The sequence below is a fragment of the Yoonia sp. genome (assembly GCF_030731595.1).
Classification (GTDB): Bacteria; Pseudomonadota; Alphaproteobacteria; order Rhodobacterales; family Rhodobacteraceae; genus Yoonia.
This window is the reverse complement of record NZ_JANQTS010000082.1, coordinates 119276-134455: the sequence shown is the minus strand read 5'-3', so window position 1 is coordinate 134455 and position 15180 is coordinate 119276. Positions and strand designations below refer to the sequence as shown.

At 58.3% G+C, this 15180-nt stretch carries 14 protein-coding genes; 7 read left to right on the top strand and 7 right to left on the bottom strand.

Going from position 1 to position 15180, the window contains the following annotated elements; genetic code table 11:
* Window positions 1-8 precede the first annotated feature (8 nt).
* Window positions 9-2402, top strand: coding sequence for a glycogen/starch/alpha-glucan phosphorylase (locus NWQ23_RS09545; RefSeq protein WP_306166064.1), 2394 nt, complete (start codon window positions 9-11; stop codon window positions 2400-2402).
* On the opposite strand, the gene NWQ23_RS09540 is transcribed toward NWQ23_RS09545, so the two are convergent.
* Entirely contained in the window at window positions 2399-4015 is a 1617-nt protein-coding gene (locus NWQ23_RS09540) for an alpha-glucosidase (protein ID WP_306166063.1), read from the bottom strand. The two genes, NWQ23_RS09545 and NWQ23_RS09540, sit on opposite strands and share 4 nt — an antisense overlap.
* A 260-nt stretch (window positions 4016-4275) precedes the next feature.
* Between NWQ23_RS09540 and NWQ23_RS09535 the strand changes: the two genes are divergently transcribed.
* Window positions 4276-5436, top strand: a complete 1161-nt coding sequence (locus tag NWQ23_RS09535) for an acyl-CoA dehydrogenase family protein (RefSeq protein ID WP_306166062.1) — start codon at window positions 4276-4278, stop codon at window positions 5434-5436.
* On the opposite strand, the gene NWQ23_RS09530 is transcribed toward NWQ23_RS09535, so the two are convergent.
* The 6 genes from NWQ23_RS09530 to NWQ23_RS09505 form a co-directional block, all read right to left on the bottom strand.
* Window positions 5433-7151 (bottom strand): SulP family inorganic anion transporter, encoded by a 1719-nt coding sequence (locus NWQ23_RS09530; protein WP_306166061.1) that lies wholly within the window; start codon window positions 7149-7151, stop codon window positions 5433-5435. The two genes, NWQ23_RS09535 and NWQ23_RS09530, sit on opposite strands and share 4 nt — an antisense overlap.
* Window positions 7152-7208: 57 nt before the next feature.
* A complete protein-coding gene (locus tag NWQ23_RS09525; RefSeq protein WP_306166060.1) occupies window positions 7209-8882 on the bottom strand; it encodes a bifunctional protein tyrosine phosphatase family protein/NAD(P)/FAD-dependent oxidoreductase in 1674 nt (557 codons plus the stop codon).
* Window positions 8883-8899: 17 nt separating this feature from the next.
* Window positions 8900-9781, bottom strand: a complete 882-nt coding sequence (locus NWQ23_RS09520; protein ID WP_306166059.1) for an MBL fold metallo-hydrolase — start codon at window positions 9779-9781, stop codon at window positions 8900-8902.
* A 128-nt stretch (window positions 9782-9909) separates the two neighbouring features.
* Window positions 9910-10122: a DUF2892 domain-containing protein gene (locus tag NWQ23_RS09515; protein WP_306166058.1), complete on the bottom strand. Its 213-nt coding sequence runs from the start codon at window positions 10120-10122 to the stop codon at window positions 9910-9912.
* 88 nt (window positions 10123-10210) lie between these two features.
* Entirely contained in the window at window positions 10211-10882 is a 672-nt protein-coding gene (locus NWQ23_RS09510; protein WP_306166057.1) for a Crp/Fnr family transcriptional regulator, read from the bottom strand.
* Window positions 10879-11343 (bottom strand): Rrf2 family transcriptional regulator, encoded by a 465-nt coding sequence (locus NWQ23_RS09505; RefSeq protein ID WP_306166056.1) that lies wholly within the window; start codon window positions 11341-11343, stop codon window positions 10879-10881. The genes NWQ23_RS09510 and NWQ23_RS09505 overlap by 4 nt, the downstream gene beginning before the upstream one ends.
* A 318-nt stretch (window positions 11344-11661) precedes the next feature.
* Here NWQ23_RS09505 and NWQ23_RS09500 point away from each other — a divergent pair, with 318 nt between their 5' ends.
* From NWQ23_RS09500 to NWQ23_RS09480, 5 genes are read left to right on the top strand one after another with little or no spacing between them, the layout of a single operon-like run.
* Window positions 11662-12222, top strand: a complete 561-nt coding sequence (locus tag NWQ23_RS09500) for a hypothetical protein (RefSeq protein WP_306166055.1) — start codon at window positions 11662-11664, stop codon at window positions 12220-12222.
* The gene (locus NWQ23_RS09495; protein ID WP_306166054.1) at window positions 12219-12893 is read left to right on the top strand and encodes an ABC transporter ATP-binding protein; all 675 of its coding nucleotides are present in this window, start codon (window positions 12219-12221) and stop codon (window positions 12891-12893) included. Before NWQ23_RS09500 ends, NWQ23_RS09495 begins: the two co-directional genes overlap by 4 nt.
* On the top strand, window positions 12890-14047 hold the full coding sequence (locus NWQ23_RS09490; RefSeq protein ID WP_306166053.1) for an ABC transporter permease: 1158 nt from the start codon (window positions 12890-12892) through the stop codon (window positions 14045-14047). The genes NWQ23_RS09495 and NWQ23_RS09490 overlap by 4 nt, the downstream gene beginning before the upstream one ends.
* A 30-nt stretch (window positions 14048-14077) precedes the next feature.
* Complete coding sequence (locus NWQ23_RS09485) at window positions 14078-14845, top strand: DUF4198 domain-containing protein (protein ID WP_306166052.1); 768 nt, start codon at window positions 14078-14080, stop codon at window positions 14843-14845.
* Window positions 14845-15180: a hypothetical protein gene (locus NWQ23_RS09480; protein WP_306166051.1), complete on the top strand. Its 336-nt coding sequence runs from the start codon at window positions 14845-14847 to the stop codon at window positions 15178-15180. Before NWQ23_RS09485 ends, NWQ23_RS09480 begins: the two co-directional genes overlap by 1 nt.

Below are 15180 nucleotides of genomic sequence, written 5' to 3'. Positions count from 1 at the left end.
GATTTTTGATGAACGCGATGACCGATCTGTCCGCAGAGGCGTTGCGCCAGCGCATCCTGCATCACCTGACCTATACGATGGGCAAGGATAAGTCACACGCCAGCACCTATGACTGGCGCATGGCCGTCAGCTATAGCGTCCGCGATGTCATCATCGAGCCGTGGTTTGCCGCGACCCGCAAGACCTATGCCGCACAGGGCAAGCGCGTCTATTATCTGTCGATGGAATTCCTGATCGGTCGCCTGCTTGAAGATGCGATGGTCAACCTTGGTCTGCGCGAGATCGTGCAGGATGTGCTGGCTGACGAAGGCATCGCATTGTCCGATGTGATCGAGGATGAACCGGATGCAGCACTGGGCAACGGCGGTTTGGGCCGCTTGGCCGCCTGTTTTCTGGAAAGCATGTCGACGCTGGCTTGCCCTGCCTATGGCTATGGCATCCGCTATGAACACGGGCTGTTCCGGCAGGAATTCGAAAGTGGCCGGCAGGTCGAACACCCCGAAGACTGGCTGAACCAGCCGCATCCTTGGGAATTCGAACGGCCCGAGGCCCGTTATACCATTCCGTTCAAGGGCACTGTCGAACTGGTTGAGGGCAAACCCGTCTGGCACCCGTCCGAAACAGTCTTTGCCCGCGCCTATGACATGCCCGTGGTCGGCTGGCAGGGCAAATGGGCCAATACCTTGCGGCTTTGGGGCGCGCATCCGACGAACCTTTTTGACCTGGACCGGTTCAATTCCGGCGATCACACCGCTGCCGCCACGCCAGAGGCCTTGGCGCGGATGCTGTCCCGTGTCCTTTATCCCGGTGACGCCACAGACAGCGGCAAGGAACTGCGACTCAAGCAGGAGTTTTTCCTCACTTCCGCTGCCTTGCAGGACATCCTGCGCCGGTTCCTGAGCGAGTATGATGATCTGGCCTTGCTGCCCGAAAAGGTGGCAATCCAGATGAACGACACACACCCCGCTCTGGCAGGTCCGGAACTGATCCGGCTTTTGATGGACGAACATGCGCAGGACTGGGAGAGTGCCAAGCGCATCGCGGCGGGCTGTCTGAACTATACCAACCACACGCTCTTGCCCGAAGCGCTGGAGGCATGGTCCACATGGTTGATGGGGCGCGTTTTGCCCCGCCATATGCAGATCATCGAACATATCGACCGTGACCATCAGGCTGCCACGAAATGCAAGCCAGACCTTGCCATCGTCAAGGATGACCAGGTGCATATGGGGACGCTGGCCTTTGTGATGGCGTCGCATGTGAACGGGGTCTCGGCTTTGCATACGGACCTGATGAAAGAAACGGTTTTTGCCGGTCTCAACGGCCTTTATCCGGGCCGGATCGTGAACCAGACAAACGGGGTGACACCGCGCCGCTGGCTGCGCATGGCGAACCCTGCTTTGTCCACTGTCCTGACCCGGACGATCGGTGCAGGATGGGAGGCTGATCTTGACCGGCTTTCAGAGCTTGCGGCCCACCAAGAAGACGCGTCAGTGCGCGATGCCATTGGCGCGGCCAAGCGGGAAAACAAGGTCGCCCTGTCCAATTGGGCCGCCGATCATCTGGGGATCGCCCTTGACCCTGATGCGATGTTCGATGTGCAGATCAAGCGGATGCATGAATACAAGCGCCAGCTTTTGAATATCTTCGAAACGATTGCCCGCTGGCACGCGATCCGCGCCAATCCGCAAGGCAACTGGACCCCGCGCGTCAAAATCTTTGGCGGCAAGGCAGCCCCGGGATATTTTGTCGCCAAGGAAATTATCCACTTTATCAATGATGTGGCGCAAACAATTAACAATGATCCTGTCACGGGCGATCTGCTAAAGGTTATCTATCCGGCTAACTATAATGTCTCGATGGCCCAGCGGCTGATCCCCGCGGCCGATCTGTCCGAACAAATATCGACCGCTGGCAAAGAGGCGTCAGGCACCGGTAATATGAAATTCACCATGAACGGGGCGCTGACCATCGGCACGCTGGACGGGGCCAATGTGGAAATCCGCGAACAGGTGGGCGCAGAGAACTTCTTTCTCTTCGGGATGACGGCGCAAGAGGTGCAGAAGCGCTATCAGGTCAAAGATCACGCGCGCAAGGCGATCCTTGCCAGCCAGCCGCTACAGGACATTCTGCAAATGATGGTTGAAGGGCGGTTCAGCCCCGATGACAAAGGTCGCTACCTTGGGCTGGTGGATGCCACTTGGAACCATGATCCCTATCTGGTGGCATCCGATTTCGACAGCTATCTGGCAAGCCAAGCAGAGGTTGACGCCGCCTATGCGCAGCCCGACCATTGGAACAGGCTTGCGCTGCGCAATATCGCAGGGTCGGGCTTCTTTTCGTCGGACCGCACGATCAAAGGCTACATGGCCGACATCTGGAACACCCGGAGTCTGACCTAGCCCTTCAGCACGGCAAAACCTGTGCCATGTAAAAGGTAGGCAAAGCCGTTGCCATCCAGCGTCAGCCTGTCTGCGCCAAGGGTCGCCGCATTGGACAAGACGACCGAAGCCGTGCCTTTGATTTTGATCACCTGCGGATCGGGCGAGAGGTTGAAGACGCAGGTCATCGTCTCTTCATCCGCTGTGCGGGTAAAGCCAAGGACGGGCTCGGGCAGCGGCAGGAACACCGTCTTGCCGCGCGTGAGGGCAGGGTGTGATTTCCGCAACGCGATGACATGCTTGTAATAGGCCAGAATGCTGCCTTCGCCCTGCTGATCCACAGCCTTGGCTGCTTGCGGGGCCTTGACCGGCAGCCAGGGCTTGCCCGTCGAAAAGCCCGCATTGGGCGCGTCTTTTTCCCAGACCATCGGTGTGCGGCAACCATCGCGGCCCTTGACGGCGGGCCAGAACCGGATCGCCGGCGGGTCGGTGAGTTCTTCGAATGTCAGTTCGGTTTCAGTCTGGCCCAGTTCTTCGCCCTGATAGATGCCGATGGTGCCTTCGAAGGACATCAGCATCGCACAGGCCAGCCGCGCCATTGCATCCTCTGACACGGCATGTTCTGCCCAGCGGGTCACTTGGCGCGGGACATCGTGGTTGCTGAAAGACCAATAGGGGTGGCCATCAGGTGCGCCGCGCTGAAATCCCTGGATGCAGTTCTGAAAATGTTCAGCGCTGAAATCAGGCCCCAGCATCGCAAAGCTATAGGCCATGTGCAGGCGGTCATTTCCAGCGGTATATTCGCCCATGATCTCGATCGAGCGGTGCCCCATCTCGCCCACTTCGCCGACCATCATGATGTCGTCGTATTTTTCGGTCAGCGCGCGCAAGCGTTCCAGAAAGCCAAGGTTCTCGGGGCGGGTCTTGTTGTAAAGATTGTGCTGCATCCCGTAAAGATCGGTGGCCATGACCTGCGGTCTGGTCTGCGCGGGCGGGTTGGAGCGCAGTTCCTTGTCGTGGAAATAATAATTCACAGTATCGAGCCGGAACCCGTCAAGACCGCGATCAAGCCAGAATTTGCAGGTCTCCAGAATAGCGTCGACCACATCGGGATTGTGGAAATTCAGGTCGGGCTGCGAGGTCAGGAAATGGTGCAGATAATACTGTCCACGCTGGGGATCGAATTCCCAGGCAGGGCCGCCGAAATGGCTATGCCAGTTTGTCGGCGGCGATCCGTCCGGCAGCGGGTCGGCCCAGACGTACCAGTCCGCTTTATCGTTGTCGCGGCTGGCACGGGATTGCTTGAACCAGTCATGTTTGGCGGATGTGTGCGAAAGCACCTGATCGACGATCACTTTCAGACCGCGATCATGGGCAGACCTGATGAGCATGTCGAAATCGTCGAGATCACCGAACAAGGGATCAATGGCCATATAGTCCGAAACATCGTACCCCATATCCGCCTGCGGCGAGGCGAAAATCGGCGACAGCCAGATGCAATCCGCGCCAAGCGCGGCAATATGATCTAGGCGGCTGGTAATCCCTTTGAGATCGCCCACACCATCGCCGTCACTGTCCTGAAAGGACCGTGGATAGACCTGATAGATCACCGCGCTGCGCCACCATTCCTGCATGTGCTCGTTCCTTACCTGTAACTTGGCGGCCATCCCTTTGGGGTGTCCGGCGCATCATTTGGGGGTGCATGAGCCTTTTGCAAAATGCAAGACCCGTTCGTCACTACGCGCCGGATCAGGCGACCAAAACCAATGATGATGCTTGCGGTTACCGCAAATCGCCGTTCAAAGTTGCTGCCAGCATGAAGGCCGGATGCGTGTTGTGGCAGATTCGGTATCGCAGAGGTCGCGGCGCGCCGTACTTTATATGGAGAAATGAGTTGCAGTTTGGATTGACCGAAGAACAAGAGATGATCGTCTCGACCGTGCGCAGTTTTGTGGAAAACGAAATCTATCCGCACGAAGCAGAGGTCGAGCGGACAGGTATCGTGCCCGAAGACGTGGCCCAAGCGATCAAGCAAAAGACCATCGATCTGGGTTTTTATGCCTGTAACTTTCCCGAAGATGTGGGCGGCGCGGGCCTGAGCCATCTTGAGTTTGCGCTGGTCGAGCGCGAATTGGGGCGGGGGTCCATGGCGCTCACCCATTTCTTTGGGCGACCGCAGAATATCCTGATGGCCTGCGCGGGCGAGCAGCGCGAACGCTATCTATTTCCCGCCGTCAGGGGGGAACGGATGGACGCGCTGGCAATGACCGAACCGGGTGCGGGATCGGATGTGCGGGGCATGAAATGTCAGGCGCGTCGCGATGGCGGCGATTGGGTGCTGAATGGCACCAAGCATTTTATCTCGGGTGCGGATCACGCGGATTTCGTGATTGTCTTTGTGGCCACGGGCGAGGATCAAACCCCGCGCGGGCCAAAGAAGCGGATTACGACCTTCCTTGTGGATCGCGGCACGCCCGGTTTCACTATTCGGGATGGTTATAAGTCTGTGAGCCATCGGGGTTACAAGAACTGCATTCTGGAATTCGACGATTGCCGCCTGTCCGATGCGCAGGTTTTGGGTGAGGTCGATGGCGGCTTTGCGGTCATGAATGAATGGCTCTATGCCACGCGGATCACCGTGGCGACAATGGCGGTGGGCCGCGCGCGGCGCTGCTTTGATATGGCGCTGTCCTATGCCGCCCAACGCGAACAGTTCGGCCAGCCGATTGGCAAGTTTCAGGGCGTCGGGTTCCAGATCGCCGATATGATCACCGAGATCGACGCCGCCGACTGGCTGACGCTTGCTTCTGCCTGGCGACTGGATCAAGGACTGCCCGCCAATCGCGAGATCGCCTCGGCCAAGCTCTATGCCTCTGAAATGCTCGCGCGGGTCACCGATGCGACCCTGCAAATCTATGGCGGTATGGGCCTGATGGACGATTTCCCGATCGAGCGTTTCTGGCGCGACGCGCGGGTTGAACGCATCTGGGACGGTACCAGCGAAATCCAGCGCCACATCATCAGCCGCGATCTGCTGCGTCCGCTGGGGGCTTAGGGCGTGTGACGCAGCGCCTGAGTGGCCTCGAACTGTGACAGAAAGACTTGCCCTGTCAAATCCGACAGGAAATGCGCGCGTTTCAAGCGGTCCATGACTGGGCCTTTGACCTCGGACAGGTGCAGCTTCACATCCATTTCCCGCAGCCTTTCGTTGATCGCTTCAAGCGATTCCAGGGCGCTGAGGTCGATTTCATTGATCGCCGAACATTGCAGGATCACGTGCCGGATATTGTTGTCACCGGCGACACGGTTGTGGATCTTGTCCTCAAGAAAGCGGGCATTCGCGAAATAAAGGCTTTCATCCACCCGTAGCGTCACGATGCTGGGGTCGGTGATCACGTCATGGCGCAGGATGTTGCGGAAATGCTCGGACCCGGGCACTTGGCCGACTTCGGCGATATGCGGTTTGGATGACTTATAAAGATGCAGCAGGATCGAGAGGCCGACACCTGCGGACACACCTGCTTCGACACCGAAGGCAAGGGTAATAACAATCGTGGCAAGCACGGCAGAGAAATCGGCCTTGGAATAGCCCCAGCTGCGTTTGAGTATCGAGAAATCCACAAGGCTCAGCACGGCGACGATGATGGTGGCCGCAAGGGTCGCCTTTGGCAGGAAGTAGATCAGCGGTGTGAGTGCAAGGGCCGCTATTGCAAGGCCCACAGCGGTAAAGGCACCTGCGGCGGGGGTTTCGGCCCCGGCGTCAAAGTTGACCACTGAGCGCGAGAAACCACCGGTGACCGGAAAACCGCCCGTCAAGGATGCGCCGATATTGGCCGCGCCAAGCCCGATCAATTCCTGATCGGGGTCGATGCGCTGGCGCTTTTTCGCGGCCAGTGTTTGCGCGACCGAGATGGATTCCACAAATCCGATGATCGAGATCAGGAAGGCGGGCAACAGAAGTTGGCCCAGCAATGCAGGCGAAAAGGAAGGGAGCGTGAGCGGAGGCAGGCTTTGAGGGACTTCGCCCACGATTTTGACGCCGCTGTCGGCAAGGCCCAAACTCCAGACCGCAAGAGTGGTTGCCACAACGACGGCCACGGGGCCGGTCTTGACCAGAACACCGGTCAGGCCATCGGACAGGCCGAATTTTTTCAGCAAAGGCTTCAACCCCTTACGCACCCAGAACAGAAATCCGGTGGCAAGGATGCCGATCATGGCTGTGATCCAGTTGGTTTCAGAGATATGTTCGACAATCGAAATCACCAGTTCCAGAAGATTGTGCCCTTCGGCATTGATCCCCAGAATATGCTTGAGCTGGCTGGCCGCGATAATCACGCCCGAGGCCGTGATGAAGCCCGCGATCACGGGGTGTGACAGGAAATTCGCCACAAAACCCAGACGGAACAGACCCATGGCAAGCAAGATAACACCAGACAAACCCGCCAGTGACAACGCTGCAACCGCATAGCCCATCGTGCCTTGTTCGACGATGTTGTTGAGCGCTGCGGCGGTCATCAGCGAGACAACCGCCACCGGCCCGACCGCCAAGGCGCGACTGGTCCCGAAAATCGCGTAAAGCATGATCGGGGCAATCGAGGCATAAAGCCCCGCCTCGGGCGGCAGACCCGCCAAGAGCGCATAGGCCAGCGATTGCGGGATCAGCATGATCGTCACAATGAGGGCCGCGACAAGGTCGCTTGACAGGGTAGAGCGGTTATAGTCCCGCCCCCAAGTCAAAATGGGCAGGTAGCGCGTCAGGGCATTTTTCATTTTATTCTCGGATATGTGGTGCGACCGCTCGCATAGGCGAGGGGCCGCAGACTTGATTTACTTTACGGTGATCTTTTCAGGCTTTGCCATCCATTCATGCCCCTTGAGCATGCCGCGCCAATAGATCGGCGGCAGCAGCTTTTCCTTCAGGAACCATGCGGCACGGCTGGGTTTGGTGCCGTCGATCAGGGCCTTGGGAAAGCTGGGCAGCATTGCCCCGCCATAGCCGAACTCTGCCAAAACGATCTTGCCGCGCTCGACAGTCAACGGGCAGGAGCCATAGCCGTTGTACTGTGCCACAGCCGACCCACCACGCATGTCGGCGATGATGTTTTCGGCCACAACGGGCGCTTGAATGCGTGCCGCCGCTGCTGTCTTTGCGTTGGGGGCATTCATCACGTCGCCCAAGGACCAGATGTTGTCATAGGTCTTGTGGCGCAGCGTGGCCTGATCGACATCAATCCAGCCTGCCGCATCAGCCAGCGGTGAGACGCGGATGAAATCAGGTGCGGTCTGCGGCGGGCAGACGTGCATCATGTCGAAGTCCATCTCGACCCGCTCAACCGGGGTGTCGGGCTTGGCCACATCGAACCAAGCCTTTTTGGCAGGTCCGTCAACGGCGACAAGATTGTGGAAGAAATTCAGCGTCGCGTCGTATTTTTTGATGTATTCCATCAGGGCAGGGACATAGTCCTTGACCCCGAAGAGCACGCCACCGGCGTTATTGAACTGAATGTCGATGTTCTTGAGAACACCGCGCCGGAACCACGCATCCCCGGACAGATACATCGCCTTTTGCGGCGCGCCGGCACATTTGATCGGCATCGGCGGCTGGGTAAAGATGGCGCGGCCTTCTTTCATCCCCTTCACCAATTCCCAAGTGTAGGGCGCCAGATCATAGCGGTAATTCGAGGTCACACCATTCTGGCCCAGCGTGTCCACCAGACCTTCGACCTTGTTCCAGTCCAGCTTGATCCCGGGACAGACGATCAGGCGCTTATATTTCACAACGCGGCAGCCATCGAGGATGACCGCATTGTTTTGCGGCTCAAAGGCCGCGACGGCGGACTTGATCCAATGCACGCCCTTGGGGATCAAAGACCCCATCGTGCGCGATGTTTCTTCGGGTTCAAAAATCCCGCCGCCAACCATCGTCCAGCCGGGTTGGTAATAGTGGATATCGGCGGGGTCGATGATCGCAATTTCGAGCGAAGGCTTGCGGGCCTTGAGGCTGGCAGCAGCGGCAATGCCGCCTGCACCCGCGCCGACAATCACGATCTCGTAGCTCGCGTCGCCGGTGTCCGTGGGCGTCTTGCCGCCATTCACGATGCGGCGCACGACGCCACCCATATCATAGCCAGCGGCTTTGGTTGCCGCCAGAATATCGGCCACGCTGCGCTGCTTGGCTTGGGACAGCGACCAAAGGGTCGCGGACCGTGTGCCTGTGCGGCAAAAGGCCAGCACGGGACCGGGCAAATCGGTGAGCGCCTTGTCAAATGCCGCTGCATCCTCGTCCATCACCTTACCGGAAACGATCGGCAGATAGGTGGCTTCCAGACCAACCTTTTTGGCAGCTTTTGACAGTTCTTCGAACGTCGGCTGATCGGCACCCTCGCCGTCCGGACGGTTGCAGATGATCGCGCGAAAGCCCGCGTCCTTGATGGCCTGCATGTCGTCAGCCAAGACTTGTTCGCTGACCGAAAGGCCAGCGGTAAGTGTTTTGATATCCATGATCTCTCTCTCCCGGATCAGATTGCGTTGATCGGTACTTTCAACATTGGGTTGCCGTCTTTGTCTTTTGGGACTGCACCGGCGCGCATGTTCACTTGCAGGGATGGAAGGATCAGTTTGGGCATATCGAGTTGCGCATCGCGTGCGGTGCGGAACTTGATGAACTCTTCACGGGTCTTGCCGCCACCCACGTGGATGTTGTCGGTCTTCTGTGCGGCCACGGTTGTTTCCCATGCGATGGCACGCCCGTTGGGGCCATAGTCGTGGCACATGAACAGGCGGGTTTCGTCAGGCAGCGAAAGCACCTTTTGGATGCTGTCATACAGGACACCTGCATCACCGCCGGGGAAATCCGCACGGGCAGAGCCGCCGTCGGGCATGAAAAGCGTATCACCCGCAAAAGCGGCGTCGCCGACAACATGGACCATGCAGGCCGGTGTGTGACCGGGCGTATACATGGCAAAGGCCTGCATCGTACCGATCATATAGGTGTCGCCGTCCTTGAACAGCGCATCGAATTGCGAGCCATCGCGCTGGAATTCGGTACCTTCGTTAAAGATTTTGCCAAAGGTTTCCTGCACGACCATGATCTTGTCGCCCACACCGATCTTGCCACCCAGCTTTTGCTGGATGTAGGGGGCGGCACTCAGGTGGTCGGCATGGACATGGGTTTCGATGATCCAGTCAAGGGTCAGACCCCGCTCTTGGATTTCCGCGATCAGCGCATCGGCGTGGGCATAAGTGATCCTGCCCGCCGCATAGTCAATGTCCATGACGCTATCAACGATGGCGCAATGGTTGCTGTTGGGGTCTTTGACAATATAGCTGATCGTATTGGTGGCTTCGTCAAAATGGGCTGAAACCTCTGGTTTGACGGACATATTGACAGGATAGGTCATGGGATTTCCTCGCGTTTATAGGGCGGGCAGATGCCCGATCTGTAAGTATGGCTTACACCTTTCGCGCGGCGGTGATCCTGACCTATGTCAAGACCACGTGGCGCGGGGCAGGGTAGCGCGCACGCTGATTACATTTTGCAGGTGCGGATTCCGAAGAGGGCGTAAAGCGGGCAGAATTTCGTGGCTGCCGTCGCAACCATCACAATTCCTGCGATCACAGAGACGATCGTCGCCGGGCCGGATTGAAAAAGCGCCATGCCGCTGACGAAGGGGGCCGCCAGCAAGACGATCCCCAGGACAAGGCGGAAAACGCGGTCGATTGTGCCAACATTCGTAGTCATTTCATCGATTCCTTTCTAAAGATATATTTACTTTAGCCCTTTGTGCCGCCACCTTTGGTGACATAGTCACAAAGCGAAAAGAAATCGTTCAGGCGTTATGATGCGCCAGCTTTTCAAGCTGTGTGCGATCAAGCAGGCTGACGCTGCCGCGCGATTGTGCGATCCATCCGCGCCTCTGGAACTCCTGCAACTGCCGCGAGATGACCTCGCGCGCGGTACCCAGTTCGACCGAGAGCATCTGGTGTGTAGTCAAGACGACGTTTTCGGTATTGGCAAGGCTGATCAGCTTGTCGGCAAGGCGCACATCCATCTTTTGAAAAGCAACCTCGTCGATCATCAGAAAAAGGTCGGTGATACGTTTGGAAAAGGCCGCAAAGACGAAGTCGCGGAACGATTTGGATTGCGCCACGAGGTCGTCAAAAACATCGCGCGGGATGGCGGCGGCCTGTACGGCGGTTTCTGCGATGCCTTCGGCGGAATAATCCTCATATGCCAGAAGGCAGGCGGTGGTCAGCACGCAGCTTTGCCCCGCTTGAATCCTGTAAAGTACAATCTCGTGGCCCGTGTCCGACACCTGCTGCACCCTGACGGTCCCATCCAAGAGAAAGAGCATGTTCTCGGGCGACTTTCCCGGCCCGAAAATGGTGGTGCCGATCGGGACGTCAATCACTGTGCTGCGTGACAAGATCAGTGCCTTGATCCGCGGTTCCAGCCGCGACAGTCCGGGGAAGCGTTCAACCCATTCGTTTGTATCACTCATTGGGGTGCTGTCTCTTTTCTGGGGATTTCGAGCGGTGCGATCCGGTCCATCAATTGTCCGCGATTCGCGGCGATATCGGCGATGGTCAGATCGTCAAGCACGGACATAAAGGCGGCGGTCGCCTCCTTCATCTTGCGCGACAGCACACAGATGCCCATCAGCGGGCAGGTGTTCTTGTCGGGGTTGAAACACTCCACAAGGTCAAGCGGCCCTTCGGTGATGCGCACGACGTCGCCCACAACGATGTCTTGCGGCGGGCGGGCCAGACGAAAGCCACCGCCGCGTCCGCGCACCGTTTCCAGATAGCCCGCGCGCCCCAATTCATGCACGACTTTCATGATATGCGGGCGCGAGAGGTTATGGATTTTGGCTACGTCATCCACGCGGACCAGTTCGGGGTCTTTGAGTGCTGCAAGCTGCAAGGAGCGCAGCGCATAATTGGTGTAGCTGGTCAATTTCATGGAGTGCCCCCTTACAGACAGCAAAGATACTTTGGAAATATGTCTTTTGTAAATCCAAATGGCCATGCTGTGCGAAAAACCGACCCAATGTGTTGAGGACCAAGCGTTGTCGGCCGCGTCGCATGTGCGAAAAGCGCATTTGCCTGAACGCGCGAAGTCGTCCGATAAGCAAAATCCCTTTGATTGCGGCAAAGCCACACGGATAATCTCTGATATGTGACACGCCCAGACATTGACCTCCGTGCGATCAAGGGTAGTTTCCGACTAGTCTACTGCCGATGACGCGACGCATCGGCCAAGACAGAGCAAGGGGGGCCAGTGGCCAAAAAGCTTGGATTAGGTGGAGCTGCTGTCGCAGGGATGGTGCTGTTGCTCTTTTTGCTATTGCGCCCTGCAGAACAGGTGGACAGTTCCTTTGCAGCACTTGAATTCGGCGAGATATCGGCGACAGAATTTCGCGATGCCTCTTTCCAGATCGTGCCCGAGATGCTGGCCGTGATCTACCGCGCCTTTGCAGAGACAGAGGAAGAGCAGATCTACGATAGTCTGGCGCAGGTATCGGCCGACGAGGCGCTGGAGACGCTTTATCTGGAACGGGTCGGTGCTATGGTCGGCGGCGGGCTGGACGAGGCGGATCAGGAATTGCACGCCATGGAACTGGCCGGACTTTCGTCGCGTCAGGAGGGCACGACCTTTAACATGAATGTCACCTGGCGCGTGGTCGGCACCGTGGGCCATGCGACACACCTGCATGTGCGAGGCAACACCTATGCGGCAAATCTGACTATTGCCCCGGTCGATGGCGCATGGCGCATGACCCGTTTCGAATTGACAGACGTGGACCGGACCGATGCGGGCGTGCTGGTGGCAGCCGAATGATTACAATCGAGAACCTGTCCTTTGCCTATCCGGGGGGCGATTTCCGGCTGACGATCCCGAGCCTTGTTCTGGAGCCGGGAGAGAAAGTCGCCGTCGTCGGCCCAAGCGGGACGGGCAAGACGACCCTGTTGAACCTGATCGCAGGGATCACGGTGCCGCAAAGCGGGTCAGTGCGTCTTGGCGATCAGACGGTATCGCAGATGAATGACGCCGCGCGCCGCGCGCTGCGGGCCGCCAAGATCGGCTTTGTCTTTCAGGATTTCGCCCTGCTCGATTATCTGAGTGCGCGCGAAAACATCCTGTTTCCGTATCGCATTGCCGCGGGCGCCAAGATTGACGCGGCCGCCCGCACCCGTGCCGCACAGCTGGCCGCCTCTTGCGGGTTGGAGGGCAAGCTGGAGCGCCGTCCGGGTGCCCTGAGCCAAGGCGAACAACAGCGCGTTGCCCTGTGCCGCGCACTGGTCATGCAGCCGGACCTTGTGCTGGCTGACGAGGCGACAGGCAACCTTGATCCGGCCAACAAGACCGCCATTCTGGATCTGCTTTTTGCGCGCACCGCTGAACAGGGGGCCACATTGCTGGCCGTGACCCATGACCACGAATTGCTGCCGCGCTTTGACCGTGTGATCGACTTTTCGACCTTTCGACAGGCGCAAGAGGGGGCAGTATGAACGCGCTTTTCCTTGCCCTTGCCTACCTGCGTTATCATTGGGCGCGCTCTGCCGTGCTGGTGCTGGTTGCGGCCCTGATCCTGTCTGTGCCGATCATCAGTCAGGTCTTGCTCAACGGGTCGCAGACCGCCCTGACCGAGCGGGCAGAACAGACGCCGCTGGTGTTGGGTCGTCGCGGCAGCCAGCTTGATCTGGCGATGAACGCCCTTTATTTTTCCGACGACCGCGCCAGTCCGGTGACGATGGCGGATGCGGATGTGATCTGGGACACAGGGCTGGGCCTGCCGATCCCGCTCAACACGGCCTTTGAAACCAATGGCGCGCGCATCGTCGGCACGTCGATTGAATATTTCGAATTTCGCGGGCTTGAGGTATCAGAGGGTCGCCAGATTGCACTACTGGGCGAGGCCCTTTTGGGGGCCGCCACCGCCGAACGCCTTGGGCTGGGGCCGGGCGATACGGTGATCTCTGCGCCACAGAACCTTTTTGATCTGGATGGGGTCTATCCGCTGGAACTGAATATCGTGGGCGTTCTTGCCCCGACAGGCACCCCTGATGACGAGGCTGTCTTTGTGGATATCAAGACCTCTTGGGTGATTGCCGGGATCGGTCATGGCCATGACGGGGTGCTGGCAGCGGGGGCTACGTCGGGTGATATCGTGGCCTCTGCCGCCATTGTGGAATTCAACCGGATCACCGAAGAGAATATCGACAGTTTCCATTTTCACGGTGCCACTGCAGACTATCCGGTATCGGCGATCCTGCTTGTCCCCAACGACGACCGTGCTGCCACAATCCTGCGCGGGCGCTACCTTGATCCGGAAAATCCCGTTCAGATCATCGTGCCCCGCGATGTGATCGGCGAACTGGTGGGCCGGATATTCCGCATCAAATCCCTGCTGGATGCCGTCACCTTGATCGTGGGTGGCGCGGCGCTGGCTGCCGTGGGTCTCGCGGTGTTTCTCAGCTACCGTCTGCGGGCGCGCGAGATGCAGACGGCGTTCAAGATCGGGGCGCGTCGCGGTATGATCCTGCGCTTGATTGCAGCGGAAACCGCCATACTTCTCTGTCTTGCAGGTGTGATTGCCTTGGCGATCACACTTGCGGTGCAAACGAACGGGACGGCCATCGTTGCGTGGCTTCTTGCGACATAAAAGAAACGGATAACAACGGGAGTCAGATCCATGAAATCAATTTTCACATCCACCTTGGCCATTGCCGCCCTGACCGGCACCACCGCTTTGGCGCACTACGGGATGATTATTCCCAATGATCCGATGATCAGCCAAGAGGACGGGCGGTCTGTGCAATTGACCATGTCGTTTTCCCACCCGTTCGAATTGAACGGAATGGTGCTGGACGCGCCGGTCTCTTTCAGCGTCACCCATGATGGCGAAACGACCGATCTTTTGGGTGATCTGGTCGGTGCAGAGGTCATGGGTCAGCCCGGCTTTACCCTTGATTACCCGCTTGCACGCCCCGGCACCTATGTGTTCGCGATGGAGCCGCAACCCTATTGGGAGCCCGCCGAGGACAGCTATATCATCCACTACACCAAGACCTATGTCAGCGCCTTTGATGATGACGAAGGCTGGGATACCGAGCTTGGCCTGCGCACCGAGATCGTCCCCCTGAGCAAGCCCTTCGGCCTGTGGGAGGGCAATGTGTTTCAAGGCATCGTGATGCTGGAAGGCGAACCTGTGCCCTATGCCGAGGTCGAGGTGGAATACTACAACGAGGACCTAGAGGCGACCGTCCCCAGCGAACTGATGATCACCCAGACCGTCAAGGCAGATGAGAACGGGGTCTTCACCTATGCCACACCGACAGACGGCTGGTGGGGCTTTGCTGCGCTCAATACCGCACCCGAAACCCTTGCCTTTGAAGGCGTGGAAAAAGCGGTCGAGTTGGGGGCCGTCATCTGGGTCCGTTTTGAAGAGTGGGACGACTGATGCGTCGCCTTCTTGCAATACTGGCGGTAGTGGCGTTTGCCTCTGCCGCGCAGGCCCATCAATTGAATGTCTTTGCCTTTGTCGAGGACGGCACGGTCATTGTGGAAACCAAGTTTTCAACCGGCAAGATCCCCGTATCGGGCGAAGTGCAGGTGCTGAACGCCAGTTCCGAGGTCATCCTGACACTGCCCCTTGCCGCGGATGGGACGGTGCGCTTTCCGCTGGATGTGGAGGCCGCAACAGGTGGTATGATGATTGAGGTCACCACGGGCGAAGGCCATTCGGATTACTGGATTTTGACCCCCGAAGACATCGCTAACGGATCAGGAAGCTAG